We start from the raw sequence: 25,069 nt of genomic DNA, 5'->3' as shown, positions 1-25,069 counted from the left end.
GAGTTTTTTTATTTTTGCATTTAAGTTTGATCTTTAAATTACAAAATACAATAAAGCTCCATAGCTAACAAAGCTCGCTAATAAAGAGATGATGACAGGGATTTTTGATCTCAGTAAAAGAATGACAATGCCGATAAAAATAAAATCATAAATTGAGTGTAGATGTTTTTCAGCCATTTGAGCAATTAAACAGAGTAATAACCCGATGACCGCTGCATTAATTGCAGCTACGGCTGCTGCAATCTTTTTGTTTTTGACCCATTTTGACCAATAAGGGAGCGTGCCGAAAATAAGCAGAAATGAGGGCAGGAAAATTATACTGGTTGCAATCGCAGCGTTAAGTAAAGGCGATGCGGTAAATCCTAAATATGTGCCAACGTATCCTGCAAAACTAAATAAAGGGCCTGGAATAAGTTGAGCAAATGCATAGCCTAAGTCAAATTGTTCCACAGTGATGTGTTGAGTAAGCACAAAATCTTCATACATGAGTGGCAGGATGATATGACCGCCTCCAAAAACCATTGAAGCAGTTTGATAAAAGCTTTCTAGATTGCTAAGCAAGCTTGATGAATAGATAAATTGCAACGCAGGAAAAATAATAAATAAAGCTACAAACAGGATGAGCCAGAGATAATGATATTTTGGAGATGTCTGAGTGGTTTTGATGTGCGGTGATGGCTGAGATTTTCCTTTTTTTGTAAAAGCTAAGCCAATGAATCCAGCCACTAAAATTAAGAAAATTTGACTATAGCTCCACTGTGTAAAATAAATAAAAAAAGCAGAACTCAGCATCAGGACATACTGCCAAATTTCAGTACAGAAGCTTTTGAACATTTGTAAAAAAGCCCAAATGACGACGGCTATTACAATCAAATGGATGACGTGAAAGAGTTCGAGAGGTATATCGGAAAAAAAATATTGACCAAAAATAGCAAATGAAGTCATTAGAATGAAGGCAGGTAATGTAAATCCTAACCAAGCAATAAAGCCCCCCCAATATCCTTTGGATAAATATCCTATCGATAACCCCACTTGACTACTGGTCGGACCTGGCAACAATTGCGCTAATGCGACCAATTGTCCATATTCATGAGAGCTTAACCATTTGAGTTGATCAACAAAAGTGCGATGAAATAACACTAAATGCGCTGCAGGACCGCCAAATGAAATACATCCTAATTTAAGAAAAATAAAAAATAGTGCTGATAAGCTAACTTTAGGAAAATTATCTGATTTCATTTATTAATCGTACGATGTTTTTGAACTAAGTCTAATAGGCGATTATGACAAGTATTTGAAATGAATGAAGGAGTGATGAGGGGTAAGCCTTATCTTGAAACTGATAAGGCTTGTGGATGTTAAATTAAGCAAAATTTCCATTTCTGAAATCATCAAATGCTTGCACGATTTCTTCCTGAGTATTCATGACGAAAGGACCGTGGGCAACAATGGGTTCATTCAATGGTTCACCACTTAAGCAAAGAATTTTCGCCGTACGATGAGCAAATATTTCGACCTGTGTTGATTTTGGGTCAAGATAAAGCGTTTGCATGGCTGTATAGATCTGACCATCAATCTCAACTTCTCCATCAAGGATGAAAATCAGATGATTCCAGTTTGGCATAAGATTTAATGGAAGGCGTGCTCCATGATTAAGTCTAATGTCATAAACATTCATGTTGCTAAATGTTTGAGCTGGTCCTTGATAAACAGTTGAGCCGATTTGATATTGACCAGCAATAACACGAATCTTGGTTTGCTCATCGTGAGATAAAACTTCAGGAATATTTTGCTCAGTCAATTCCTGATATCTCGGCTCAGTCATCTTGGCATGCTCTGGTAGATTTACCCAAAGTTGAACCATATCTAAACTCCGCCAGTTTTTGCAAAAGCTTCCGAATGGTGTTCTTCATGCAGAATACCTTTACCTGCGGTCATCCATTGCACTTCGTTTGGACCAATTTTTCCATGATTGCCTTTTGAGTCACGATGCTCTAATTCGCCGTCATAGACAATCGTCACCGTTTCAAAACCACGGTGGGGGTGTAAACCAACACCGCGTTGGTGGTGACTTGGAGAAAATCGATATTGACCTGTATAACCCATTACCAAGAATGGGCTGGTATGATTTCCTATTTCATGCATGGGTAACATGGAGTTTGTTGGAAAACCATCACCCACCCATGTGCTTCGATCGCTGGTATAGACTTTCTGAACTTGTGTCATTTGTATTCCTCTATATATCGTTCTAATCATGATATTGAGGTATATTGATGAGATTACAGGGCGATTCTCTCAACAGATAATTCCAAAAATGAAACAATTATGCAAAATTTAAATGATTACTACTATTTTGTGCAAGTCGTTAAATATCAAGGTTTTACTAAGGCAAGTGAAGCTTTAGGTATTACAAAATCTAAGTTGTCTCGTCATATTTCAGATTTGGAAAACCGTTTACACGTAAGATTATTGCAACGAAATACACGAAAGTTTGCCGTAACCGCAGTTGGTCAAGAATTTTTTGAATATTGTATTAAGATTTTGGATCAAGTGGAGGCGGCAGAAAATTTTGTAGAGCAAAGTTTGTCGAGCGAGCCTTCAGGTTTAATTCGAATCTCGTGTCCAATTGGTTTGGTTGAGTTTCCATTGGGGAATATGATTGCTAAATTCATGCAACATTACCCACGTGTTCAAGTTCATCTGGTCGCAACAAATCGTAAAATTGATCTCATAGAAGAGGGGATTGATTTGGCTGTGAGGGTGAGAAATTTACCACTTGAAGATAGCGACTTGATTGTACGAGAGCTTGATGCTTGGCAACATGTGTTAGTGGCAACGCCTGAATTAATTCAACAGATTCATGAGCCTATCCATTTGGATAACCTTGAACAACTTCCGAGTATAGGTTTTCATGTCCCAAAATCGATTTGGAGATTTCAATCCAAATTTGACACAGTTAATCAGTTTCAAGAAGTAGAATTCTTTCCAAGACTCAAAACTGATAATTTTGCTGCCATGAAATCTGCAGTGTTGAACAGTGTTGGAATAGCATCATTACCTAGAGTATTTGTTTATGAAGAGCTTAATCAAGGCACTCTTGTAGAATTAGTTCCTGAATGGGAGTTGCCACGTGGCGTTATTCATGTTGCCTATACATCACGACAAGGCATGATGCCTGCCGTGAGATGTTTATTAGATTATTTGATTGAGGAATTTAAAAAACTGAGCTGTCAAAACCATGAAATTATATGAATTAATGTGCGCAAAAAGCTTGATTAAAATATGTAAATAAATCAGGAGTGTTCATCCACAAAGTAATCGATAGACTAAGCAGAAGGATGACTCCGATGAATATGCTGATGTTGAGCAGATTGAAGCGATTAGTCATTGACGACATTCTCCTCATTAACAAATAAATGAATGAATACACCGAAGATACTGAGCGCAATACACATCATCCAAATAATATTGTAATTGCCTGTCATATCATGATTTAAGCCACCCAACCATCCTCCAAAAAATGAACCAACTTGGTGAGTGAAAAATACAATTCCACTTAGCATGGTGAGATATTTAACGCCAAACATATTGGCAACAATACCATTGGTAAGGGGGACGGTTGATAACCATAATAAACCCATAATGATGGCAAAACTATAAATCGTAAAGATCGAGAGTGGCAATGCGAGGAATAAAATGATGGCGATGCCACGTAGTCCATATAACCACATGAGCAATTTAGGTTTGGAATATTTATCACCCAGCCAACCAGCTGTGTAAGTTCCAACAATATTAAATAGCCCAACCAAGGCTAAAAACATAGTACCAGTGGTGGTGCTGAAACCATGGTCAGTTAAATAACCCGGCAAATGAATGCCCAAAAACACGACTTGAAATCCACAAACTAAAAATCCTAATGCTAACCAGATAAAAGGTTTGTGGTTTTTAGCAACAATGAGTATTTGTTTAAAACTTAAAGAAGGTTTAGCAATCGCATCAACTGCTTGAGGCGCTTGATACATTGGAGCTTTTAGCATCCAAGCCAAGGGTACAATTAATGCAATTAAAATCGCTGTGATGAGTAGCGCCGATGACCAACCAAAATTTTGTAAGAGTAAAAGTGTGGTTGGCAACATAATAAATTGCCCAAAAGAGCCTGCTGCGCTGGCAATACCCATAGCCATACTACGTCGACTTGGGTGCGCTGCACGTCCGACAGCAGAGAGCAAAACAGAAAATGAAGTAGCTGATAAAGCCAAACCAATGATTAGACCTAGACTAAGATTGATGAGAAGCCCTGTTGAGCTAAATGCCATCATCACAAGTCCAATCGCATATAAAGCGCCGCCTACGGCAACGACTTTTTTACTCCCATATTTATCTGCTAGCGCTCCCGTAAAGGGTTGAACAGCACCCCATAATAAATTTTGAAAGGCAATTGCTAAACTGAAAACTTGATGATTCCAATTAAACTCATGACTCATTGGAACTAAATACAAGCCAAATCCATGTCTGACACCTAAGGAGAGTGCCAAAATAAAAGCACTCCCAATGAGCATGAAGATAAGGGGTTTTGAAAATTTGGTTTCTGACATGGTCAATCCGCTTAGCATTTTTTGTAATTTTAAAAGATCAGTAGCATCATGACGACAGAATAAAAATTTATCAATCAATAAAATTTAGTTATTAGAATGAATAAAGCGGCACTTGGCCGCTTTATGAAGACTGATGGAAATTAGAATCGATAACCAATACCGGCATATCCCAGAATTGGATTAATTTCGATATCTGATTTTGCATTGATTAATTCACCAAGTTCAGCATCGTTTACTGTAATTGTTGTTTCACCTTTAAGATGCGCATAGGAAATTGACCCGACTGCAAACCAACGATCATTGAAATCATAAGTAAAACCGGCAGTAGCTACAGGGGCGAAAGCATCTTTAGCTTCGAGTTTAACTTTAGGATTCGCAGTACTTTCAATTCCATCAAGTGCTTTCCCAGCTTCACCTAATTTGATGTTCGCAATTTTATGACCTGCAGCGACTAGATCAGCTTCAAGGTTGGAGTTCATTTCCAATTCATTGAAGTATGCATACATTAAACCAAGCCCTACATAAGGTCTAAATTTATTTACGCCTGTTTTACCAAAATGGTATTGGAATTCGAATGCTGGCGTCCATGCACGAGCTTCTGCAACTTTACCGTGGGCTCCAAGATTTGTTACTTGGATATCTTGTTTAAGTGGAATATTGCCGCCAATAATACTCCCAGCATCTATATCTGCAATAATGATATTGACGTTTCCAGGATCTACTGAGCCTGTGAGAGGTGCTGATATATTCCCTTTACCTTTAATATCAACCTTAGGTGGAATTCCTGCTTTGACTTCTAAAGAAATATTATCTGTAAAGAAGTAATTAGTCATGATTCCGAGGGTAGTGACATCATCAGCTTCTAATCCTGTCCCTTGAGCAGTCCATGATGATAATCCATCAATTTCGGCAGTGCCACCAACTGATGGCTTAAGATATTTTACGCCATCGATTTCATCAAGGATTAATGGGCTAACAAGACCTGAGTTTATAAGTGTCTCTAATTTACGTTTTTTATCAACACCATCTGCTGTCGAAGTATCAATAGCACCTAGTACAGAAGATGTTGAAATTCGTCCAACTTCAGACTTGGTACCCTCTGGTACAGCGGTGTTAATATTAATCGGTTGAGCTTTACCCTGAGGCATTACATGTAATGCACCCACTGATACAGAAAAACGTTTAAAGCCATCTCCATCTTTCAAACTAAAATAAGGTGAATCTGCATAACTGAAGACTGGAAAACTTAACGCACTGATAGATGCAACTAAGTAAGCTAGTTTTTTTTTCATTATGGAACTCCATGTCCAAAACTGTAAATAAAGAGTGATTATTTTTGTATTTTTATTATCAAATTTATTTTTAGACACATTGTAGTAATAATTTGCCAATTATGTTTGGTTTTTGTTTGATTACAAAAAAGAGGCAATTGCCTCTTTTCTTACTCTATGCGTTAGAAACGCATGCCAACCCCAGCATAGCCTAATATCGGGTTAATCTCGATATCAGCTTTTGAGTTGATTAACTCTTGTCCAGTATTTTCATTGACGACTGTGATCTTCGTTTCATTCTGCAAGTGAGCGTAACTAATAGATGCTACTGCATACCATGTATCATTAAAGTCGTAGGTGAATCCAACTGTAGCTATAGGTGCAAAAACATCAGTTGCTTCTAAATTAACTTTCATTTTTCCATTGGTATCTTTCTTATCGAGTGCTGCACCAGCATTTTGATTAATAATATTTTGGATCATATGCCCAGCGGCGACTAAATCTTTTTCAATACCTGGATCCATTTTTAGCTCATTAAAATAAGCGTACATTAATCCAACGCCAACGTAAGGGCGGAATTTATTAATCCCGGTCTCACCAAAACGATATTGTAATTCAAAAGCAGGGGTCCATGCTCTAGCTTCAGCAGCTTTTGAAGATTGTTCTAGATTAGTAATATGAATATTATTTTTGAGGTCTAAGTTCCCCGCAATTCCACCTAACGGTGCTGCAGTAGCTGAGAAGGGGGCTTTAATATTTCCAATACCTTTGATATCCACTTTAGGTGGAATTCCACCTTTTATTTCCACAGACAAATTATCTGTAAAGTGATAACTGCTCATGATGCCAACTGTTGTAACTTTATCAGCCTCCAAGCCCGTATTCGGATTATCCCATTCAGCTAATCCATTAATATAGGATTTTCCACTAATAGCCCCTGAGACATTGCCTTGAAAAGCAGAAATTAATTTAACAATACCTTCTACTAAATAATTTGGTTTACGATCTGGGTCAAGGTTATCGATTACAGTGGAAGCATTAATGTCCCCAACTTTAGATTCATAATTGTCATTTATGACTGTTTTGACATTAAAAGGTTGGGCCTTACCTTGCGGCATTACATGTAATGCACCCACTGAAATTGAAAAACGCTTAAACCCCTCATCAGAAAGGCTGAAATATCCTGACTCCGCATAACTCAGAGTAGATAAGAATGAACTTGCGAATAATGTAGGAACTAAAAACTTCTTCATTGTTTGAAGGACTCCATGTCCAATTTTTAGTTCATTTTATATTCATTAAATCATCTAAATGCAAAGCAGTTTGTTCACTTGAAATCAAATTTATTATCCTAATTTACAATTGTTAAATTATTGAAAAATATGATATAAGTTAGATTTTAAAATGTATACTAATTGTCTTATTTTTCCTTTGTTAGTGATGGATTGGGCATATTGGGGTGTGGCTTCAATATGCCTCAAGTGTTTTAGAAGCGATAGCCTACACCAGCATAACCAATGATCGGGTTTACTTCTAAATCAACTTCCGATGAAAATAATGTTCCAAGTTTATCATCGTTGACTTCAATCGTGGTTTTACCTGTTAGATGTGCATAACTAATAGAGGCTACTGCAAACCAGTTTTGATTGAAGTCGTAAGTAAATCCAAGCGTGGCTATTGGCGCGAAACTTAGGTCGGCTTCAAGTTTAACCTTGGGGTTTGCTGTACTTTTTTTACCTTTAATTAATGCATCGCCACCGCGTCCATTTTTCATATTGGCAATCATGTGACCTGAATCAATTAAGTCTTTTTCAAGGCTTGGATTCAATTCTAATTCATTGAAGTATGCGACCATAAGTCCAAGCCCAACATAGGGTCTAAATTTATTGATCCCAGTCTGTCCAAAATGGTACTGCAATTCCCACATTGGGGTCCATGCACGAGCTGTCGCAATAGAGTTTCCATGACTCTCAAGATCTGTAATTGGCAAATCATTCTTCAGATAAATGGTAGGTAGGGAGATCAACCCTAAATTTGCATTGGCTTCAGCTGTAAACGGTGCTGTAATCTTACCTTTTCCTTGAATATCTACTTTTGGGGGGAACCCAGCTTTACTCTCGAATGAGATCTTATCGTTGAAATGGTAATTGATCATGATGCCAAGTGTTGTGACATCATCTGCAGTCATTCCAGAACCATCCATACTCCAACTTTCAATGCCGCTTACAGTTGAAGTTCCACTTTGACTGGCTGGATAAGTATCACTAAAAGCATCAACGATCTTCAAAAGTGCTTGCATACTTTGATTTTCTTTTTCTTTATCAGGATCTAAGTTCTCAAAAACTGTAGAAAGTGTAATATCACCATTTTTTGCAACTTCACCATTTTTTACTGCTGTACGAATTTTAGGTGCCTTGGCTTTACCTTGAGGCATAACATGTAATGGTCCGACTGAAATTGAATATCGTTTAAACCCTTCAGTTTCATCCAGATTAAAAAATGATGATTCTGCATAAATAGTTGTAGATGCAAAAACAATAGGTACGACCATGCACCAGAATGCTTTTTTCGTCATTTTGGACTCCCTGTCCGATTTTGTTGCTAGTTGTTGTTTTACATTCTTTAAGCGTTATATAAACATAAAATGAATCAATTTGAAAAGCATTTTTGCTCATTTTTGTGAAAAAAATTTATAAAAATCATTAATTTAATTCTAGGAAATCCAACATTTGTTAGGTTTGTTTGTGAATTTATTTCTTATTGAGTGACTTAGCAAAATAAAAAGTCAGATCAATTTAAATTGGTCTGACTTTTTTAACTTTATTAATTAACTAAAATTATTGAAATCGGGATAAATCCTCTTCAGGGCGAGCAGTTAATACCTCGACACCTGTTTTAGTGACTAAAACAGTATGTTCATATTGCGCAGATAATTTATGATCTTTCGTTACAACTGTCCATTTATCACCAAGAAGTTTAGTTTGCCATACACCAGCATTGACCATTGGTTCAATTGTAAATGTCATACCTTCTTCTAAAACCATGCCTGAATTTGGTTGACCGTAATGAAGCACTTGAGGTTCATCATGGAAAACAGTGCCAATACCATGACCACAATATTCACGAACGACACTGAAACGCTCTGACTCAACATATTTTTGAATAGCATGACCAATATCACCGATCGTCGAACCAGGTTTTACCGTAGCAATACCACGATACATTGCTTCTTGTGCAACTTTGCATAAGCGATCTGCAAGAATAGAAGTCTCGCCACCCACGATGTACATCATGTTGGTATCACCATGAAATCCATCTTTAATCACAGTGACATCAATATTCAAGATGTCACCTTTCTTCAAGATTTTGTTTTCAGAGGGAATACCGTGGCAAACCACATGGTTTACTGATGTGCAAATCGTATGCTGGAATGCAGGACGACCAGGCGCAGCACCATAGCCTAGGCAAGCAGGAATAGCATCTTGTTTATTCACAATATAATCATGACAAATCGTATCCAATTCTAGTGTACTCACACCAGGCTTGATATGCGGTTTGATCATATCCAAAACTTCTGCCGCTAGTCGTCCCGCCACACGCATCTTTTCGATATCTTCAGCAGATTTAATTAAACGACGTGGTGCTTCATAAGTACTGTTCATGATCTTTAAAAACTTTTGGAAATTTGTGTGTGACTATGGTATAAATAGCCGCCCAATTTATCAAATGCTTTTCGTGAATAGATTCACTTAATCGGATGATATGTTGGTTAATAAAATCCGCACATATGTCGACACATTACTCTGGGTGCCCGTAAGGGTGGAGAATGCGGACATATGGAGGCCTAACCCAAACTTTTAAGGTAAAGAAAATGGCAGATTACAACGTAAGCATGCGCGACCTTCTTCAAGCTGGTGCGCACTTCGGTCACCAAACTCGCTTCTGGAATCCAAAAATGCGTCAATACATTTTTGGTGCGCGTAACAAAATTCACATCATCAACCTTGAGCACACTGTTCCTGCGTTAAATGATGCATTGAACTTTGTTAACAACCTAGCAAGCAAAAAGAACAAAGTATTGTTCGTTGGTACTAAACGTGCTGCTTCTAACATCATCCGTGAACAAGCTCAACGTGCTGGTCAACCATATGTAGATCACCGTTGGTTAGGTGGTATGTTGACGAACTGGAAAACTCTTCGTCAATCAATCAACCGTCTTAAAGATCTTCAAACTCAGTCTACTGACGGTACTTTCGCTAAGCTTACTAAACGTGAAGCTTTAGAGCGTACTCGTGAAATGGAAAAACTTGAACGTGCTCTTGGCGGTGTTAAGAACATGGGTGGTTTACCTGACGCATTGTTCATCATCGACGTTGACCACGAAGCGATTGCAATCAAAGAAGCTAAGAACCTTGGTATTCCAGTAATCGGTATCGTTGATACTAACTCTAACCCAGATAACGTTGATTTCGTTATTCCTGGTAACGATGATGCGATCCGCGCTGTAACTCTTTACGCTACTGCGATGGCTGATGCGATTATTGCTGGTAAAGAATACGCTCAAACTCAAGCTAATGCGCAAGCTAAAGGCGAAGAAGCTGCTAAAGAAGCTCCTGAGGCTTAATGCGATTTGATGCGGATTTGTCATTTTTGCGACACGTAATCGTGGCATCTTAAGCATCAATCAAGCAAAACGGCCCAGATGATTAATTTGGGCCGTTTTTGTTAACAGATACATATCTCGACCGAATTTAGGAGAATAACATGACTGCTATTACTGCAAGCATGGTTAAAGAGTTGCGTGATCGTACTGGTCTAGCAATGATGGAATGTAAAAAAGCGTTGACAGAAGCTGGTGGCGATATCGAGTTAGCGATCGACAACCTTCGTAAATCTGGTCAAGCAAAAGCTGCTAAAAAAGCAGGTAACATTGCTGCTGATGGCGCGATTACAATTGCTCAAGAAGGCAATAAAGCAATTCTTTTAGAAGTAAACTGTCAGACTGACTTCGTTGCTAAAGACGAAAACTTTGCTGGTTTCTCTGCGAAAGTTGCTGCTGCTGCGCTTGCTGCGAATGTAACTGATGCTGCTCAAATTGCTGAATTGAAACTTGAAGATGGTGCAACTGTAGAAGAAGCTCGTATTGCGCTTGTTCAAAAAATCGGTGAAAACATTCAAGTTCGTCGTGCTCAAATCGTTGAAGGTGAAAACCTTGCAGTTTACAAACACGGTTTAAAAATCGGTGTTGTAGTTTCATTTGCTGGTGATGCTGCTACTGGTAAAGGTATCGCAATGCACGTTGCTGCGTTCAACCCAGTTGCTGTAAATGCTGAAGGTGTTTCTGCTGAGTTAATCGCTAAAGAGAAAGAAATTGCTGAAGCAAAAGCAATTGAATCTGGTAAACCAGCGAATATCGTTGAAAAAATGGTAACTGGTTCAGTTGAAAAATACTTAAATGAAGTTGTTCTTGAGCGTCAAATGTACGTTATCGACAACGACAAGAAAGTTGCTGATGTTCTTAAGTCTACAGGTACAACTGTTGCTCAATTCGTACGTTTCGAAGTGGGTGAAGGTATTGAGAAAAAAGCTGAACTTTCTTTCGCTGAAGAAGTTGCTGCTGCTCAAGCTGCTGCAAAATAATTGAATCAATTATTTTGAAAAAGAAAAAGCCCTTTAAGGGCTTTTTCTTTTTTTTGATGAGTCTAAATGATATAAACTTTAGGATGAAATAAAAATATAACTTAGAGATCAATATGTCTCAGAAATCAAAAATGAGTATTGTTGCGTTAATTGCAGTGTTGGTCGCAGCATATTTCGGTGTCGATTTAAAACAGGATTTAAAACAGAGTAATGAGCACGCACTAAATCCTACAGATGCAAGTACTCAATATAATGATGCTAACCAACGAGAACTATCCTCTGCGGATAATGATGATGCCGCAAAAATAGCGACACTTTTTCAAAAAAAGATGAGTGATGTGCAAGTTAGGGCTTCTGGAGAAGTTGTTGCAATATTAAATGATGATAATGAAGGATCTAGACATCAGAAATTTATTTTAAAACTTAATCATGGTCAGACAGTTTTGGTAGCTCATAATATAGACTTGGCACCACGTGTTGAGAATATTCAAAAAGGGGATATCGTCGAGTTCTATGGTGAATATGAATATACCGACAAGGGTGGTGTAATTCATTGGACTCACCATGATCCTAAAAAACTGCATATTGATGGTTGGTTAAAGCATCAGGGTCAAAGTTATCAATAATTTTTATAAAAATAAATATATGAGATGAGCAATTTCATTCTAGATTTAAAATGCAGGCGTGATAGTTTTTATGCAATTTTATAGGCGTAATATCCAGAAAAAAGATGCAAGAGTCTGCTAATTATCTTCATTTCAAAGAATTGGGCGGATTGGAATTATTAAAAGCTCAATTTCAACGTAAGCAATTTTCAAAACATGCTCATGAGGGCTATTGTATTGGTGTCATTGAAGATGGGGCACAAAGTTTTTACCGCTCTGGAAAGCTTCATATCGCACCTAAAGGCGATATTATTCTGGTGAATGCTGATGAAATACATACTGGTTCATCCGCTGTGGAAACTGGTTGGAAATATCGAGCAATTTACCCAACACCTGAAATGATATTAGATCTGAGTCGAGATTTTTTTACAACCAAGAATGCAGTCCCATGGTTCTCGGATGCAGTGATTCATGATTTGGGTTTGGCGAGGCAACTAGTATTTTTATTCGATTTATTTGAGCAGGGCGAGGATACTTTGCTTAAAGAAAGCCTCTATTTGACGACATTGGCCAGATTGATCTATTGCTATGGGCGGGCGAAATTGAGTCCAATCAACATACCAGAAATGAGAAAAAAAGTTGAACTAATAAAAGAACTTATGAGTAGTTTTCCTGAACATGACTATTCTCTACACGAGTTGTCTGCATATGTAGATACAAGCCCATGGCATTTATTACGTGAATTTAAAAAACATACGGGATTGCCTCCACATAGTTGGCTTGTTCAAAGAAGAATTCAAAAAGCTAAACAATTGCTTAAGCAGGGGGTGCGAATAACTGAGGTTGCACAACTCACTGGATTTTCTGATCAGAGTCATTTAAATCGACATTTTAAAAGTGCAATAGGTGTAACGCCTAGACAATATCTTTTGAACTATTAATTTTCCTTAAATTTGCGCCGCAATATTATTCAAGATCAATCATTACTCATCAGATGATAATAATCGATAAGTGAATCAGATTAAGATGTATTGATGAAAAAGATGAGTGATACAAAAAAGAATTTTATACATGGTGTGCTGGGTATTATGCCGTTGGCAATTGCAGTCATGCCATGGGGGGTATTGGCTGGCTCTTTGGCGATACAGACTGGATTGAATGCGATACAATCTTTTGCAATGTCATTGTTTATGTTTGCTGGTGCTGCACAATTAGTGAGCTTAGGATTGGTTTCGGGGCAGGCTTCGCTGATGACAATCTATCTGACGATTTTTTTTCTGACGAGTCAGCATTTAATTTACGCGCTTAATTTTCGAAATGATGTTAGTAAATTTCCACTATTTAAACGTATTGTATTTGGCTTTCTGCTGACGGATGAAGTATTTGCGGTTGGTGTAAAAAATAAATCACAACGCTCATTCGCATATTTATTTGGAGCAGGACTTTGTTTTTATATTTTTTGGCTGATATTTAGTTTATTTGGGATTGTGCTTGCTCACTTCATTCCTAATTTATCAAATTTGCATCTTGATTTCTCAGTCGTTGCACTGCTTATATTAATTATAGTGCCAATGATAAAAAATCTTACAATACTTGTTGGTGTTGTGATTACCATAATTTTTTCTTTAATTTTAGAAGCTTACCAAGTAAATGCAGCGTTAATTATTTCTGGTCTATGTGGAATGTTTGCCAGTGTGATAGTTGAAAAATGGCAAACAACAAAAGGGGATTAAAAATGAGCTGGATGCTTTTGCTGGGGTTGTCGATCATGATCTTTATTAATCGATATTTATTCTTGGAGCCAAGGGTAAATGTGCCACTTCCTAGAATTTTGAAACAGATGTTGAAATATTCTGCGCCATGTTTGTTGACTGCAATATGTGTACCGATTGTATTTTATGAAGCAGCAGAATTAAGGGTTATGTCGAGTAATCACTATTTATGGGCAGCAATATTTTGTGTACTGCTTGCGCTAATAAGTCAAAAAGTTATCAGTAATTTAGTTTTTACTTTACTGTTTTTCTATCTCATAAATTACTTAATTAGAGCATGAACATCGGGCTAAATTAAATTCTAATTTAACCCATGCTGTATTTGCTAATTTAAGCGCTGATTTGGCGTGATTTCCAATTGGGTAGTATCTTATCTAGGTAGGCATCCATACACCATAGAGGGCCAATCAGAAGGAATTGGAGGTCTTTAAAGAAAGATGGCTTTTTCCCTTCAATTTTGTGCCCGTAAAATTGACCTATCCAAGCCAAAACGAATAGAGCAATATAGAATCCTTTCCTGAATGGAAGAAAAATAATAAGCCAAGACATGACCAATAATAACGCTGCCATTGCAACCGCGAGTACAAGATCTAATCTTGCATAAAAGATGAGTGTTAACACCAGTAAAAGGGTAGTCAGTAATGCGCTGAAATGAGCGAGTATGCCAATGATCGAGAATAGAATCGTGGGTACGCAAATCCAGTGTAATGTTTTATTGGTTGGGTTTTGATGGCTATCACTATATTCATCTAACCATTCTGTAATTGTCTTCATCCTATTTCCTTCACTGATTATTTGAATTTTATTTATTCTATAAACTACATTATGACATAAGATGATAAATCAAGATTCTTTTTTGTATATTGGTCACATCAAAAAAAATTAAAAATAATAAAGCCACTCAATGAGTGGCTTGCCGTTAAATGCTTCGCTGAATCATGAGAACCTAAGAATTTGGACCATCCACACGTTCGATGCTTACACGCGCAGTACCAGCATTGGTAATACCAAGAGATTTCGCAGCACCGTAAGATAAATCTACAACACGATTACCATGAAATGGGCCGCGATCATTTACTTTAACAACGACGCTTTTACCATTAGATTTATTCGTTACACGAATATAGCAATTAAGCGGTAGGCTACGATGCGCTGCAGTAAGTGCATTCATATCAAATGTCTCGCCACTTGCAGTTTTACGACCGTGAAATTGACGACCGTACCAAGAAGCAACTCCTGTTTGACTAAAACGACGAACAGTGTTTGAAGCAACATTATTAAGTTTATCAATCACTGAAGGCTCTTCAACAGGTACTTGAATTTTCGCTGCGATTGTTTCGCGACGAATTTTATCACCTGAACTTTCAGTAATTGCTAAACTGTTTAAATTCGAGAAGTGCGAATTGAAACTTGTAGAGTCTTTGCTAATCACGCGTGAAGCAAGACTTGATTGGTCAACATCATTATTTAGATAAGAGGATTGAACCAACTCGGCATGAGTTTGAGTCAAAGCCAAACTAATACCTAATATTGATAACATTTTCAGCGAAGCATGCATCGTTTAACTCCTTGGAACCCTAAGTTAATTATCTAAGTTGCTGATAATTAACCTAAATGGTCTGTAAATTTACTTGTGCAACTGCATTTAACGGTAGTGGATGATATTCATCCTGATACAAAAGTGTCTAGCTTTATTTTCACTTTAGTTACAAAAACGACAAATTATCACAAAATATGGTTAAAAATTAATCAATAGTGTAACAAAATATGTAAAATGTGCAAATAGTGAACTTAATCACAAAAATATTTATTGACTTTTGTGAAAACAAGTAGATTTATATTTATCTACTCGCGATTTCAGTCCCTAAAAGCCACAGTGCAGTTGCATACATTCGACTACGGTTATAGGTCGTAATGACTTGAAAATTAGGATATGTAAGGTAATAAGCTGGTCCATAATTTTCTTGTAGTTGAATCACATTGACCATGTCTAAGTCATCTATTTTAACAATAGGATTGAGTGGGCTAATGCCTTGAACTTTTAATGCACCATATGGAGTAGGTTGTGTTAAGTCTTTGGCTATGATGGCATCCGCATTATTTCCTTGGTAGCGTGCGGCAAAAGCAATCGGTTGATCTCGTTGCCAACCATGTTGAGCAAGATAATTTGCAATAGAACCAATTGCATCTACAGCAGAGTTTCTGAGATCGATATGACCATTACCGTCATAATCCACACCAAATTTCGGAATATTGCTTGGCATAAATTGAGGATAGCCCACAGCACCAGCATAAGAGCCAACGACTGAATTAGCTGGAATGCCGTCCTTATAAGACCATGCAATCAAAGCGCTTAATTCGTCTTGAAAGTATTGTGCACGTCGTTCATATCCAAACCCTAAAGTGGCTAGTGCATCACGTGTGATGAATGAACCTTTATTTGCTCCAAAACCTGTCTCTACGCCGAGAATACCGAGAATGATGGACTGGGGAACACCGAACTGCTGTTCTGCTCGATTTAAAGTGTCTGCATATTGATTTTTAAAACGCACACCACGTTGAATTGTACTTTCTGCTAAAAAATTCTTTTTATATTCGTACCAAGGCTTGCTTTCTCCTGGGCGATTCATAATGTTGATAATATTTGGTAGGTTTTTTGATCCATTCATGGCCCAGTCAACTTGCTCAGCACTCAAACCATAGGTCTGCATCGTTTTTAGTTTAAAATTTTGATATTGAGGATGTTGAGCGAAGTCATTGGCTTGAACAAAACTTGTGATCATAAACGCACTGAGTGCTAAACCAATACGTTGTAATTTAACATTAAAATTTTCAAATAACATAACAGCAGCAGATCCAATTATTATCGGTGGTAGACGCAAAGGTATAAGTGTTGATAAGGATTAAAAGTTCAACATCATTTGATTAATCGCAATGTTTATTAAGATAACATTAGGTCGTGATGGATTCACAAAAACCTACATAAAAAGTGTAAAAATGGATGAATTATGTCTTTTATTTATTCAATATTGATGAACTATTTTTAAAACATAAAAAAACCTAGCAGAAGCTAGGTTTTTGATTAGTCTGATTTATTCTTGAATAAATAGCGTGTCATGATATTCAGCTGTAGCTAACAATTCTTCTTTAGTAAAGTTAGGAATGAGCTTATCGATCGCAATATGAACTGCTTTGATGACCGCTGAAGAAGCGATATCAGACGCCTTACGTTTAATCATACCCAAATCTAGGGTCTTATTAAAATCATTCATAAAGTGACGAACTGCAGCTTCACCGAATTGTTTGTATTGTTCAGACAGAACTGCACGATTGACATCATTGCCTGCACGTACTTCTGCAAAGCTATTTTTTAAGTTTGTTACTAAATCAGCGGGTAATGGAGCACCGACACGATAATTACCCTCTGGATCTTTGAATAAACTCTTTTCGGAGAATTCGATCGATTGTCTCACGACGTCATTTGGTGCTTTACCCAATAACTGTTTAAGCAGTACCGATACAGTCGATTTAATATAGCCAGCTAGCTTTTCAGCTGTTTCTCGTTTGTCACTTGCAGGGAAACGACGTACAAGTTCAACTAAAATTGCATCGATAATTTCATCATTAATAGCGAGTGCAGTTTGATCACGCAAAGGGTAAAGTGGTTCGTTTGAATTTTTTTTCTCAATTCCAGTTTGAATATTCTTTAACAAAGATTCAGATGGAATAAAACCAAAATATGACATCGTATAACCTCAACTATTCTTCAATTTATTGTCGCGCCAATCGAATTGGGCTTGGCATCCATGCAAAGTCCGATACACGACAAGGGTTAATGTCTAAACCACCACGGCGTGTATAAGTCGCATATACCATCAACTTTTCAGGATTAAAGTTTTCCCAAATGTCTGCGTAGATTTGTTCAACGCATTGTTCGTGAAAGCCATTATGCTGACGATAGGAGATAATATAAGCTAAAATTGAACGATAACAAGGTTTTTTGCCACGATATCTTAAAAAAACTGTGCCCCAATCAGGCTGTCCTGTGACTGGGCAGTTACTTCTTAACAAATGCGAATATAATTGAATTTCAACGATTTCTTCGGAAGACGCTGCATCGAGTTTGAGTAAGCTCGCATCAGGGTGGTTTTCAAGACGTTCAGGCTCATAATGGTCGATGCATATTCCTTCAGGCTGGGCAATATTCAACTGATCAACATCGAATAATTCAAGTCTGACTTCTGCATTAGCAGCTTTAGCAAGATCACGCTCGACTGTCTCAATAAACTGATTTTGAGATTCAAATTGAGCAAAATTCAGACTATTGAAATATAGCTTAAGAGATTTTGACTCGATGAGATAAGGTGATGAAGCAGGAAGATGCATTCGACCAATCGCAACTTGAGGAATCCCTGACAGATTCAACCAAGAAATTTCAAAAATATGCCACCAATCTATTCCTTGTTGAATACCATCTACATGTGCGTACTTCGCTCGTGCTTCTGCGCGAGCAATTGGAAATAACACCTCAGGTTGATATTCAGTTGGATAGTTGGTGTCTTTGCCTAAAAGAGATTGTTCAACGCTCATTATTCACGCATTCCTGAACCACGGGAGAGTAGGTGATAAGCGACCGCATATAGCACGGCGCAACACGCTGTGATTACTAATAAAGAGATAGATACATTTACATCGCTATGACCAAGAATTCCATAACGGAATGCATTGACCATATATACGACAGGGTTAATTAAAGATAGATTTTGCCAAAATGGGCTTAATGCAGAAATTGCATAGAACACCCCACCTAAATAGGTCAACGGTGTTAAAACAAAAGTGGGAATAATCGAAATATCATCAAATGACTTTGCATAGACAGCATTAATAAATCCACCTAATGCAAACAGTAATGATGTAATCAGGACGGTATAAATTGTGACGAACCAGTTGGTAATATATAAGTCAGTAAAAAATAAACTCATTGCAGTCACAATGATAGCAACCAATAAGCCTCGAGCAACACCACCAAGCACATAACCCCAAAGTACGGCATGTAAAGGCACTGGACTCATGATCAGTTCTTCAATACTTTTTTGAAATTTAGAACTAAAAAAGCTTGATGAAACGTTGGCATAACTATTAGTAATGACAGCCATCATAATTAGACCAGGTACAATGAACTGCATGTAGGTAAAGCCACCCATTTCCCCAATTCTTGAACCGACTAGATTTCCAAAAATCACAAAATACAGTGACATGGTAATTGCTGGTGGTAACAATGTTTGTGGCCAAATGCGCATAAATCTACGAATTTCCTTATGGATAATCGTATATAAAGCTACAGCGAGTTGGTTAAAATTCATTGCGCAGCTCCATCAAGATTCTTTTCGACCATTTTGACGAATAACTCTTCTAAACGATTTGATTTATTACGCATACTTCGAACTTGAATGTTCTGTGATTCTAGAAGTTGAAAAAGATCATTCATGCTATGTGCTTTATCAAGCGTAATTTCTAAGGTCACTGGATCAACCAAATTAAATTTCACACCAATAATGTCAAGTTGTATCGGTTCTATAGGTTCAGCCAAATCAAAAATGAAAGATTCTTCATTTAATTGATTTAAGAAGTTCTTCATGGTGGTGTCTTCTTTAATGACGCCACGATCAATAATTGCAATTTTGCGACACAGTACTTCTGCTTCTTCTAAATAATGTGTTGTGAGAATGATAGATGTACCTTTCTGATTCATTTCTGTTAAGAAGTCCCACATCGAGCGACGTAGTTCAATATCAACACCAGCAGTCGGTTCATCGAGAATTAACAGTTTCGGATCATGCATCATTGCTCGGGCAATCATAAGGCGGCGTTTCATTCCCCCAGATAGCATACGGGCTTGAGTAGAACGTTTTTCCCATAAACCTAATTTGGTCAGATACTCCTCTGCACGAGTTTCAGCAACTTTTTTTGGAATGCCGTAATAACCTGCTTGTGTGACTAAAATATCGAAAGTCTTTTCAAATTGCGCAAAGTTAAACTCTTGAGGGACTACACCCAAGCATTGTTTAGCTTGAGAAGGATGTGTATCGAGGTTATGACCAAAAATCTGGACAGTTCCTGCAGTTTTTTTTGTAAGAGAGCTGATGATGCCAATAGTGGTTGATTTACCTGCACCATTAGGGCCTAGAAGTGCATAAAATTCACCTTCTGGAACATCTAAATTAATTCCTTTTAGTGCTTGAAAACCATTTCGATAGGTCTTCGACAAATCCCTTAAGGTCAATGCATCAGTCATGAATATCTCGAATGGTGAAAAGTTGAGATATTGTGAGTGATCTTGAAAAATAAACCAAGCTTTGTAATCAGAATTCTCTGTTTTGATGTTGAAACACTGTATAAAGCATGAGCACTAAAAATTCGAAAGATATATAGTTGCTTTACCTTAGAGATTTTTTTGTTATGATGTGCGCACTTCCTAAAATGCGCTCATAGCTCAACTGGATAGAGTACAGGTCTCCGAAGCCTGTGGCGTGGGTTCGAGTCCCGCTGAGCGCACCATTTCACTGTTTTACCTCATCCGAATAAATACGAAAATCATTAAAAATAAACAACTTATGTTTTTATCTTGTCCGATACAGTCCGAGCATGTTTTAGGTTATTTAAGTTTTTTGCGGTAATTTTTGCGGTAATTTCAAAATTATTGCAAAGGCTTACCGTAAAAATGCCAAAAATAATTGTAAATCTGACAGATACACAGATTCGTTCAGCTGTAAATGCACATAAAAAGTTATCAACCAATGTTCAAATCAAACTAGCCGATGGTAAAGGATTGTTTTTTATCATTGATAAGAATGGTAACTCATATTGGAGGTGGGACTATGCTCGCCCAATCACTAAAAAACGTAATAGCATTTCTTTTGGAACATACCCAGAGGTATCGTTGCTAAATGCACGAGCAAAAAGAACTGAATGTCGAGAATTACTCGCCCAAAATATAGATCCAGCGGTTGTGAAGAAAAATGAAGAAGAAGCTAAATTAGGCCAAAATACTTTCGGTTTAATCGCAGATGAATATAGAAAGACAGAGGAGTTGGAGCCTAGTACTCAACGACGGAATCAATTTGTTTGGGGTAAGTTGTATTCTGCAATTGGGGATTATCCAATAGATAGTATTACTCCATCACAAATTTTAGAAGTTTGTCGTATTTACGAAAAGCAGGGTAAGACAGATTCAGCAAAGCGCATGAGAAGCAAAGCATCCCAAGTCTTCCGTTATGCGATTGCTTTAGGCTTGTGTCAATTTAACGTGGCAGATCAAATTAGTGGGATCTTAAAAGTTGGTAAAACCAAGCATAGATCAGCGATCACAGATGAGCAAAAGCTAGGACAGTTATTGAGGAATATTAATAATAGTGTTGGCCGTGGTGATATCGCGATAGATTATGCCGTGAAAATATTACCTCATGTTTTTGTGCGTCCAGGAGAATTAAGAGGAGCGAAGTGGGCAGACATTGATTTTGAAAATCGAGTTTGGAAATACACCCCTTCAAAGACAAAGAATCAAACGGCATTACAGCATATTGTTCCTTTGTCAGATCAAGTTATGACCTTGTTCAAAGAATTGCACCAGATAACAGGTTATACGGAGTATTGCTTTGTGTCGATGCGAGATCAGTCTAAAACGATTAGCGAGTCAACTATTAACAAACGATTAAAGCAATATGGTTTTGAAAATGGTGAAACGACAGGTCATGGCTTTAGAGCGACTGCCAGAACTCTATTAGATGAAGTATTAAAATTTCCTATCGAACGGATTGAACAGCAACTTGCTCATCAGGTTCGTGATATGCATGGAAGAGCATACAACCGTACAAAATACTTAGAAGAACGTACGGTTATGATGCAAGCATGGTCTGATTATTTAGATAAGTTAATGTATAAGACTGTGGACTGATCAGTAAGCTTAAATGTAGCAAGCGAATTCAGTTTCCGCCATCTCCGCCAAATATTCAAATAAGCCCCTGTTTTTACAGGGGCTTATTTTTTGTCTATGTGCTTACCCCTCAATATGCTCCACATCAAAATGTAGATTTTTGCCTCGACGTATTTCAATGCTTCTAAGCCATGTATATGTTGCCACTTTGATAGCATTTCTTGTACTAGTAGAGCCACCGTATGTATTGAGCTTAGACATAAGTTCTCTTTTTTCAGATTCAGTCAAGGGTCTGGCATGAGTTACTTCTGGCTGCTTTATGTAGCTTCTAAGGATGTAGGTAGGGTCAATAGAAATACGTTTTGTGATAATGGCATATTCCATGACTTCACCTATTATTTGCCTAACAAAAATTCCCTTAACTTCCCCTGTACCTCTTCCTGATTTTTTGATTCTTGCCATAGTGCTATCAAGAACATTTTTAATATCAATCGAGTCGATCTCATGAATAGGTTTATTACCGATAAGAGGATAAACATCCTTCTCAAAATAACTGCTGCGGCGTTGTTCCCATTCCTTTGATTGTTGAGTTTTTCGAGAATTCATAAATTCGTTGGCGACTAAAAGGAATGTACCATTATTTGCTTTGATTGCTTCAAGGCGTTCTTTTTTCTGGTGGCTTATTGGGTCTACTCCTTTAGCGAGTTGTTCTCGATATTCCATTGTTTTCAAGCGAGCGTATGCTAAAGTAATTTCGGGATATTGACCGATTGTGAGCATTTTGGCTTTAGTAAGAAATCGGTAGCGATAACGCCAGAATTTGCTACCAGACGGGCGGATTTCTATACAGAGTCCTGAGTGATCAGCCACGCGGTATAATTCTTCACGTGGCTTTAAGCTTTTGATTTTAAGATCGTTTAGCATGTGATGTGAGTAACGGTATTTTAGAAAGTGCTTACTCACAATCTTACTCACAAAAATTGGTAATTGCATGTATCACATTGTTATGGAAAGTTAGAATAAAAATATATTTAAATCAATTGGATAGGTTGTAATGTAATTTGTATTTAGTGAAGGTTAGATTATTAATTGGCATGATGTAAGGCATTACATCTCGTCTAAATTAAAAAAGTCCGTATCCAATGCTAGTCAGTTTAATTGACTGGCATCTATATTTGATTAGAAAAAATGCAGTGATATCTCCATTTGGTGATGTAGAATCTTAAATACAGATGATAAATTGAATTTTTTCTAAATTTAGATGATCGGGGAGTTATATGAGATATCTTTCAAGGGTTTTAGTTGTATTGGTGGGGATTGCTTTAACAGCCTGTCAAGCAACATTAGGTGTTCATGAGCGGAAAGCTCCTACAATATCGCAATCACTTAATTTGAATATTACTAAAGAACAGCCTTTAGAAATCTATTTTCAAAAATTATCCAGTCACAGTTATGTAAATGCTGACATTAGAGCATGGGAAGCCACACAATTATTTTCTTCAGTCAAACGTACAAACTTAGATCAGCCATCTACTCATGGATACTTTTTAAGAGTGGCTTGTCAACAAGATCGTTGGAGTGAGGATTCTGGATTTCTTACAGGTTTTTTATGGTTAATCACCGCAGGAACATTCCCTGCAAATGATGAAACTTCGGAAGAAAGCTGTAAGCTCACGATGTATGAAAATGGGATGCAGATTGCATCAACAACTGCTTATTTGGATTATCGAATCGTGAGCAATGGTTGGCTCGTTATACCGTATCTTTTTGCAAGTAAAAGTATGAATGAAACCCATGCGCAGACCTCAGCTAATATCCGGGTCCGTAAAGTAATGTCTGTTTTAACGCAGGGAGCTCCATAATGTCTCGTCATTTGATGATAATGATCATATTTATGGGACTTGTGGGATGTACAAGTAATACATCTCCGCCTCCCATTCCTCAATTTACTTTACAAAATAAGCAAAAAGATGTAGATGGCTATTATAAATACGCAACGTATTGGTTTAGGGGGCAACTCAAAGATGGTATTCCCCATGGTAAAGGAAGCTGTCGTACGCTCTATTTAACAGAATTGGGTAAATCTGAATGGATCAATAGTTCTTGTGAATTTAAAGCTGGTCAACGTGTAGATGACTGGCATAAGCAACGTCTAGAGCGCAGCTTAGCGTTGACGAATGCAGAGCGACAAAATGAGTTACGTGTAGAAAGTGAAAGAAAAGCACGTGAAATACAACAGCGACGCGAAGCAGCGGCTGAAAGACAAGCAAATCAACAGATGTGGGCAAATGCTGCACTTCATGGTTTAAATACTTTGAATAGTACAATGCAACAAGCTGAAAATGACCGTATTCGTTTTAATGCTCGTATCTCTAAGACGATAAGTAATGCTCAGCAACAACGACAGCATATGGAGCAAGTAAATCAAACAAGGAGTACTTCGTCTAATGCATTTTCTTCACAAAAAAGTAGCAGTATTGATAAATCAAAAGAAGGTGTGAAAAAAGATGAACAAGAGCTTTTGAAGAAACAAGAACAACAGCGCAAACAAGAGGCTGAACAGAAACAGCAGGCTTTAGTCAAAAAACAGGAGGAAGAAAAACGCCAAAAAGAGCTTGAGCGTAAAAAACAGGAAGACTTAAGATTAGCCGCAGAAGCTCAGAAAAAACAGCAGGCGGAAAATTATAATCGTGCTATTCGAGCAGGAACACGAGTTGGGGCAATCAGTTGTCACGGTGGAAAAAGTACACGTATTGTAGGAGTACTTGGCAAAGCACAACGCCCTAAACATGTCTATAATGCTTGTAGGTTACAGGAAGTACGCTATCGTTGTCCTTCCGAGTCAAATTGGCGACATACCTCTAGGTCTGATTGGTTATTGAACAATGCCTGTATCGGCGTAGGGGATGATGTGACTGTCAATGTCAGTTGTCCAGCTGAGCAATTGATTGTTCAGGCAACACGCTTTAGTTGTGATGTAAAATAATTATACTAATTTTCACCTAAACCAGAATATCTACAAATGATAAATCATGGTTTTAATTTTGTTTTAAATGACATTTTATGTCAGATTCTTCCTCTCTCATCAGCCACCTTATTATTATCTAGATAGTATGGTGGCTTTATTTATTGGATTTTTATTTTAAACACTCTTAGAGTTGTGTTGTATATTCCACATTTTTTTGACTTTCCACCAAATATACCACATTCTCTAAAATAACAAAAAGTAATAATCTTATTGAAAAGATAAGAG

Annotated in this window: 25 protein-coding genes, 1 tRNA gene and 1 pseudogene; 11 read left to right on the top strand and 16 right to left on the bottom strand. The window is 37.4% G+C overall.

Annotation, left to right across the window (positions count from 1 at the left end):
* Positions 1 to 33 precede the first annotated feature (33 nt).
* The 3 genes from chrA to AC1M85_RS10110 all read right to left on the bottom strand — a co-directional run bounded on the left by chrA (position 34) and on the right by AC1M85_RS10110 (position 2,226).
* A complete protein-coding gene (gene chrA / locus AC1M85_RS10120) occupies positions 34 to 1,239 on the bottom strand; it encodes a chromate efflux transporter (protein WP_488213003.1) in 1,206 nt (401 codons plus the stop codon).
* Positions 1,240 to 1,363: 124 nt separating this feature from the next.
* Positions 1,364 to 1,864, bottom strand: a complete 501-nt coding sequence (locus AC1M85_RS10115; protein WP_488213002.1) for a pirin family protein — start codon at positions 1,862 to 1,864, stop codon at positions 1,364 to 1,366.
* A gap of 2 nt (positions 1,865 to 1,866) precedes the next feature.
* The gene (locus tag AC1M85_RS10110) at positions 1,867 to 2,226 is read right to left on the bottom strand and encodes a pirin family protein (protein WP_488213001.1); all 360 of its coding nucleotides are present in this window, start codon (positions 2,224 to 2,226) and stop codon (positions 1,867 to 1,869) included.
* A 99-nt stretch (positions 2,227 to 2,325) separates the two neighbouring features.
* On the opposite strand from AC1M85_RS10110, the gene AC1M85_RS10105 reads away from it, so the two are divergent.
* Positions 2,326 to 3,252, top strand: coding sequence for a LysR substrate-binding domain-containing protein (locus tag AC1M85_RS10105; protein WP_481610699.1), 927 nt, complete (start codon positions 2,326 to 2,328; stop codon positions 3,250 to 3,252).
* A gap of 128 nt (positions 3,253 to 3,380) precedes the next feature.
* On the opposite strand, the gene AC1M85_RS10100 is transcribed toward AC1M85_RS10105, so the two are convergent.
* The 5 genes from AC1M85_RS10100 to map all read right to left on the bottom strand — a co-directional run bounded on the left by AC1M85_RS10100 (position 3,381) and on the right by map (position 9,528).
* Entirely contained in the window at positions 3,381 to 4,595 is a 1,215-nt protein-coding gene (locus AC1M85_RS10100) for an MFS transporter (RefSeq protein ID WP_481588481.1), read from the bottom strand.
* Positions 4,596 to 4,735: 140 nt separating this feature from the next.
* Positions 4,736 to 5,887, bottom strand: a complete 1,152-nt coding sequence (locus AC1M85_RS10095; RefSeq protein WP_092766024.1) for an OmpW/AlkL family protein — start codon at positions 5,885 to 5,887, stop codon at positions 4,736 to 4,738.
* A gap of 161 nt (positions 5,888 to 6,048) precedes the next feature.
* Positions 6,049 to 7,119, bottom strand: a complete 1,071-nt coding sequence (locus tag AC1M85_RS10090) for an OmpW/AlkL family protein (protein WP_035265681.1) — start codon at positions 7,117 to 7,119, stop codon at positions 6,049 to 6,051.
* A 233-nt stretch (positions 7,120 to 7,352) separates the two neighbouring features.
* A complete protein-coding gene (locus tag AC1M85_RS10085) occupies positions 7,353 to 8,441 on the bottom strand; it encodes an OmpW/AlkL family protein (protein WP_481612830.1) in 1,089 nt (362 codons plus the stop codon).
* Between the two features lie 262 nt (positions 8,442 to 8,703).
* Positions 8,704 to 9,528, bottom strand: a complete 825-nt coding sequence (gene map / locus AC1M85_RS10080) for a type I methionyl aminopeptidase (protein ID WP_035265682.1) — start codon at positions 9,526 to 9,528, stop codon at positions 8,704 to 8,706.
* Positions 9,529 to 9,737: 209 nt separating this feature from the next.
* On the opposite strand from map, the gene rpsB reads away from it, so the two are divergent.
* From rpsB to AC1M85_RS10050, 6 genes are all read left to right on the top strand, one after another.
* Complete coding sequence (gene rpsB, locus AC1M85_RS10075) at positions 9,738 to 10,490, top strand: 30S ribosomal protein S2 (protein WP_035265684.1); 753 nt, start codon at positions 9,738 to 9,740, stop codon at positions 10,488 to 10,490.
* A gap of 140 nt (positions 10,491 to 10,630) precedes the next feature.
* Positions 10,631 to 11,506 carry a translation elongation factor Ts gene (gene tsf, locus AC1M85_RS10070; RefSeq protein WP_035265686.1) on the top strand — a complete coding sequence of 292 codons (876 nt, stop codon included), beginning with the start codon at positions 10,631 to 10,633 and terminating at the stop codon, positions 11,504 to 11,506.
* 113 nt (positions 11,507 to 11,619) lie between these two features.
* Positions 11,620 to 12,132 carry a DUF3465 domain-containing protein gene (locus AC1M85_RS10065; protein WP_488213000.1) on the top strand — a complete coding sequence of 171 codons (513 nt, stop codon included), beginning with the start codon at positions 11,620 to 11,622 and terminating at the stop codon, positions 12,130 to 12,132.
* Positions 12,133 to 12,236: 104 nt separating this feature from the next.
* A complete protein-coding gene (locus tag AC1M85_RS10060) occupies positions 12,237 to 13,052 on the top strand; it encodes an AraC family transcriptional regulator (RefSeq protein ID WP_481595584.1) in 816 nt (271 codons plus the stop codon).
* Between the two features lie 93 nt (positions 13,053 to 13,145).
* Positions 13,146 to 13,844: an AzlC family ABC transporter permease gene (locus AC1M85_RS10055; RefSeq protein WP_488212999.1), complete on the top strand. Its 699-nt coding sequence runs from the start codon at positions 13,146 to 13,148 to the stop codon at positions 13,842 to 13,844.
* A gap of 2 nt (positions 13,845 to 13,846) precedes the next feature.
* Positions 13,847 to 14,164: an AzlD domain-containing protein gene (locus tag AC1M85_RS10050; protein ID WP_481595582.1), complete on the top strand. Its 318-nt coding sequence runs from the start codon at positions 13,847 to 13,849 to the stop codon at positions 14,162 to 14,164.
* Between the two features lie 49 nt (positions 14,165 to 14,213).
* On the opposite strand, the gene AC1M85_RS10045 is transcribed toward AC1M85_RS10050, so the two are convergent.
* The 7 genes from AC1M85_RS10045 to AC1M85_RS10015 all read right to left on the bottom strand — a co-directional run bounded on the left by AC1M85_RS10045 (position 14,214) and on the right by AC1M85_RS10015 (position 20,178).
* Entirely contained in the window at positions 14,214 to 14,657 is a 444-nt protein-coding gene (locus tag AC1M85_RS10045) for an Mpo1 family 2-hydroxy fatty acid dioxygenase (RefSeq protein ID WP_488212998.1), read from the bottom strand.
* Positions 14,658 to 14,829: 172 nt separating this feature from the next.
* Complete coding sequence (locus AC1M85_RS10040; RefSeq protein ID WP_218947276.1) at positions 14,830 to 15,441, bottom strand: septal ring lytic transglycosylase RlpA family protein; 612 nt, start codon at positions 15,439 to 15,441, stop codon at positions 14,830 to 14,832.
* Positions 15,442 to 15,724: 283 nt separating this feature from the next.
* Positions 15,725 to 16,666 carry a lytic murein transglycosylase B gene (gene mltB / locus AC1M85_RS10035; RefSeq protein ID WP_416224309.1) on the bottom strand — a complete coding sequence of 314 codons (942 nt, stop codon included), beginning with the start codon at positions 16,664 to 16,666 and terminating at the stop codon, positions 15,725 to 15,727.
* 309 nt (positions 16,667 to 16,975) lie between these two features.
* The gene (locus tag AC1M85_RS10030) at positions 16,976 to 17,629 is read right to left on the bottom strand and encodes a hypothetical protein (protein ID WP_092766031.1); all 654 of its coding nucleotides are present in this window, start codon (positions 17,627 to 17,629) and stop codon (positions 16,976 to 16,978) included.
* Positions 17,630 to 17,654: 25 nt separating this feature from the next.
* Positions 17,655 to 18,473, bottom strand: a complete 819-nt coding sequence (queF, locus tag AC1M85_RS10025; RefSeq protein ID WP_092766032.1) for an NADPH-dependent 7-cyano-7-deazaguanine reductase QueF — start codon at positions 18,471 to 18,473, stop codon at positions 17,655 to 17,657.
* Positions 18,473 to 19,246 carry an ABC transporter permease gene (locus AC1M85_RS10020; RefSeq protein WP_092766033.1) on the bottom strand — a complete coding sequence of 258 codons (774 nt, stop codon included), beginning with the start codon at positions 19,244 to 19,246 and terminating at the stop codon, positions 18,473 to 18,475. Before AC1M85_RS10020 ends, queF begins: the two co-directional genes overlap by 1 nt.
* Positions 19,243 to 20,178 carry an ABC transporter ATP-binding protein gene (locus AC1M85_RS10015; protein WP_481595579.1) on the bottom strand — a complete coding sequence of 312 codons (936 nt, stop codon included), beginning with the start codon at positions 20,176 to 20,178 and terminating at the stop codon, positions 19,243 to 19,245. Before AC1M85_RS10015 ends, AC1M85_RS10020 begins: the two co-directional genes overlap by 4 nt.
* 187 nt (positions 20,179 to 20,365) lie before the next feature.
* On the opposite strand from AC1M85_RS10015, the gene AC1M85_RS10010 reads away from it, so the two are divergent.
* Both AC1M85_RS10010 and AC1M85_RS10005 read left to right on the top strand, forming a co-directional pair.
* Positions 20,366 to 20,441: transfer RNA gene (locus AC1M85_RS10010), tRNA-Arg, on the top strand.
* Positions 20,442 to 20,604: 163 nt separating this feature from the next.
* Complete coding sequence (locus AC1M85_RS10005) at positions 20,605 to 21,837, top strand: tyrosine-type recombinase/integrase (protein WP_092766035.1); 1,233 nt, start codon at positions 20,605 to 20,607, stop codon at positions 21,835 to 21,837.
* 117 nt (positions 21,838 to 21,954) lie between these two features.
* Here AC1M85_RS10005 and AC1M85_RS10000 read toward each other — a convergent pair.
* Positions 21,955 to 22,740: pseudogene (locus tag AC1M85_RS10000) on the bottom strand (tyrosine-type recombinase/integrase); the annotation flags it as partial.
* 353 nt (positions 22,741 to 23,093) lie between these two features.
* On the opposite strand from AC1M85_RS10000, the gene AC1M85_RS09995 reads away from it, so the two are divergent.
* Positions 23,094 to 23,678, top strand: a complete 585-nt coding sequence (locus AC1M85_RS09995; protein ID WP_143047385.1) for a hypothetical protein — start codon at positions 23,094 to 23,096, stop codon at positions 23,676 to 23,678.
* A complete protein-coding gene (locus AC1M85_RS09990; protein ID WP_051586599.1) occupies positions 23,678 to 24,802 on the top strand; it encodes a hypothetical protein in 1,125 nt (374 codons plus the stop codon). The genes AC1M85_RS09995 and AC1M85_RS09990 overlap by 1 nt, the downstream gene beginning before the upstream one ends.
* Positions 24,803 to 25,069: the final 267 nt, after the last annotated feature.

This window comes from Acinetobacter sp. 24-47-64 (genome assembly GCF_057737055.1).
The sequence above is the reverse complement of the archived record's forward strand: the minus strand, read 5'-3'. Positions and strand labels throughout refer to the sequence as shown.

Coding starts and splice junctions, on each gene's coding strand:
- AC1M85_RS10065 (WP_488213000.1), top strand. CDS start 11,620: ATGTCTCAGAAATCAAAAATGAGTATTGTTGCGTTAATTGCAGTGTTG.
- AC1M85_RS10095 (WP_092766024.1), bottom strand. CDS start 5,887: ATGAAAAAAAAACTAGCTTACTTAGTTGCATCTATCAGTGCGTTAAGT.
- AC1M85_RS09990 (WP_051586599.1), top strand. CDS start 23,678: ATGTCTCGTCATTTGATGATAATGATCATATTTATGGGACTTGTGGGA.
- AC1M85_RS10115 (WP_488213002.1), bottom strand. CDS start 1,864: ATGGTTCAACTTTGGGTAAATCTACCAGAGCATGCCAAGATGACTGAG.
- queF (WP_092766032.1), bottom strand. CDS start 18,473: ATGAGCGTTGAACAATCTCTTTTAGGCAAAGACACCAACTATCCAACT.
- map (WP_035265682.1), bottom strand. CDS start 9,528: ATGAACAGTACTTATGAAGCACCACGTCGTTTAATTAAATCTGCTGAA.
- AC1M85_RS10005 (WP_092766035.1), top strand. CDS start 20,605: ATGCCAAAAATAATTGTAAATCTGACAGATACACAGATTCGTTCAGCT.
- AC1M85_RS10045 (WP_488212998.1), bottom strand. CDS start 14,657: ATGAAGACAATTACAGAATGGTTAGATGAATATAGTGATAGCCATCAA.
- tsf (WP_035265686.1), top strand. CDS start 10,631: ATGACTGCTATTACTGCAAGCATGGTTAAAGAGTTGCGTGATCGTACT.
- AC1M85_RS09995 (WP_143047385.1), top strand. CDS start 23,094: ATGAGATATCTTTCAAGGGTTTTAGTTGTATTGGTGGGGATTGCTTTA.
- AC1M85_RS10110 (WP_488213001.1), bottom strand. CDS start 2,226: ATGACACAAGTTCAGAAAGTCTATACCAGCGATCGAAGCACATGGGTG.
- AC1M85_RS10105 (WP_481610699.1), top strand. CDS start 2,326: ATGCAAAATTTAAATGATTACTACTATTTTGTGCAAGTCGTTAAATAT.
- AC1M85_RS10020 (WP_092766033.1), bottom strand. CDS start 19,246: ATGAATTTTAACCAACTCGCTGTAGCTTTATATACGATTATCCATAAG.
- AC1M85_RS10050 (WP_481595582.1), top strand. CDS start 13,847: ATGAGCTGGATGCTTTTGCTGGGGTTGTCGATCATGATCTTTATTAAT.
- AC1M85_RS10090 (WP_035265681.1), bottom strand. CDS start 7,119: ATGAAGAAGTTTTTAGTTCCTACATTATTCGCAAGTTCATTCTTATCT.
- AC1M85_RS10085 (WP_481612830.1), bottom strand. CDS start 8,441: ATGACGAAAAAAGCATTCTGGTGCATGGTCGTACCTATTGTTTTTGCA.
- AC1M85_RS10055 (WP_488212999.1), top strand. CDS start 13,146: ATGAAAAAGATGAGTGATACAAAAAAGAATTTTATACATGGTGTGCTG.
- mltB (WP_416224309.1), bottom strand. CDS start 16,666: ATGATCACAAGTTTTGTTCAAGCCAATGACTTCGCTCAACATCCTCAA.
- AC1M85_RS10040 (WP_218947276.1), bottom strand. CDS start 15,441: ATGCATGCTTCGCTGAAAATGTTATCAATATTAGGTATTAGTTTGGCT.
- rpsB (WP_035265684.1), top strand. CDS start 9,738: ATGGCAGATTACAACGTAAGCATGCGCGACCTTCTTCAAGCTGGTGCG.
- AC1M85_RS10015 (WP_481595579.1), bottom strand. CDS start 20,178: ATGACTGATGCATTGACCTTAAGGGATTTGTCGAAGACCTATCGAAAT.
- AC1M85_RS10030 (WP_092766031.1), bottom strand. CDS start 17,629: ATGTCATATTTTGGTTTTATTCCATCTGAATCTTTGTTAAAGAATATT.
- chrA (WP_488213003.1), bottom strand. CDS start 1,239: ATGAAATCAGATAATTTTCCTAAAGTTAGCTTATCAGCACTATTTTTT.
- AC1M85_RS10100 (WP_481588481.1), bottom strand. CDS start 4,595: ATGTCAGAAACCAAATTTTCAAAACCCCTTATCTTCATGCTCATTGGG.
- AC1M85_RS10060 (WP_481595584.1), top strand. CDS start 12,237: ATGCAAGAGTCTGCTAATTATCTTCATTTCAAAGAATTGGGCGGATTG.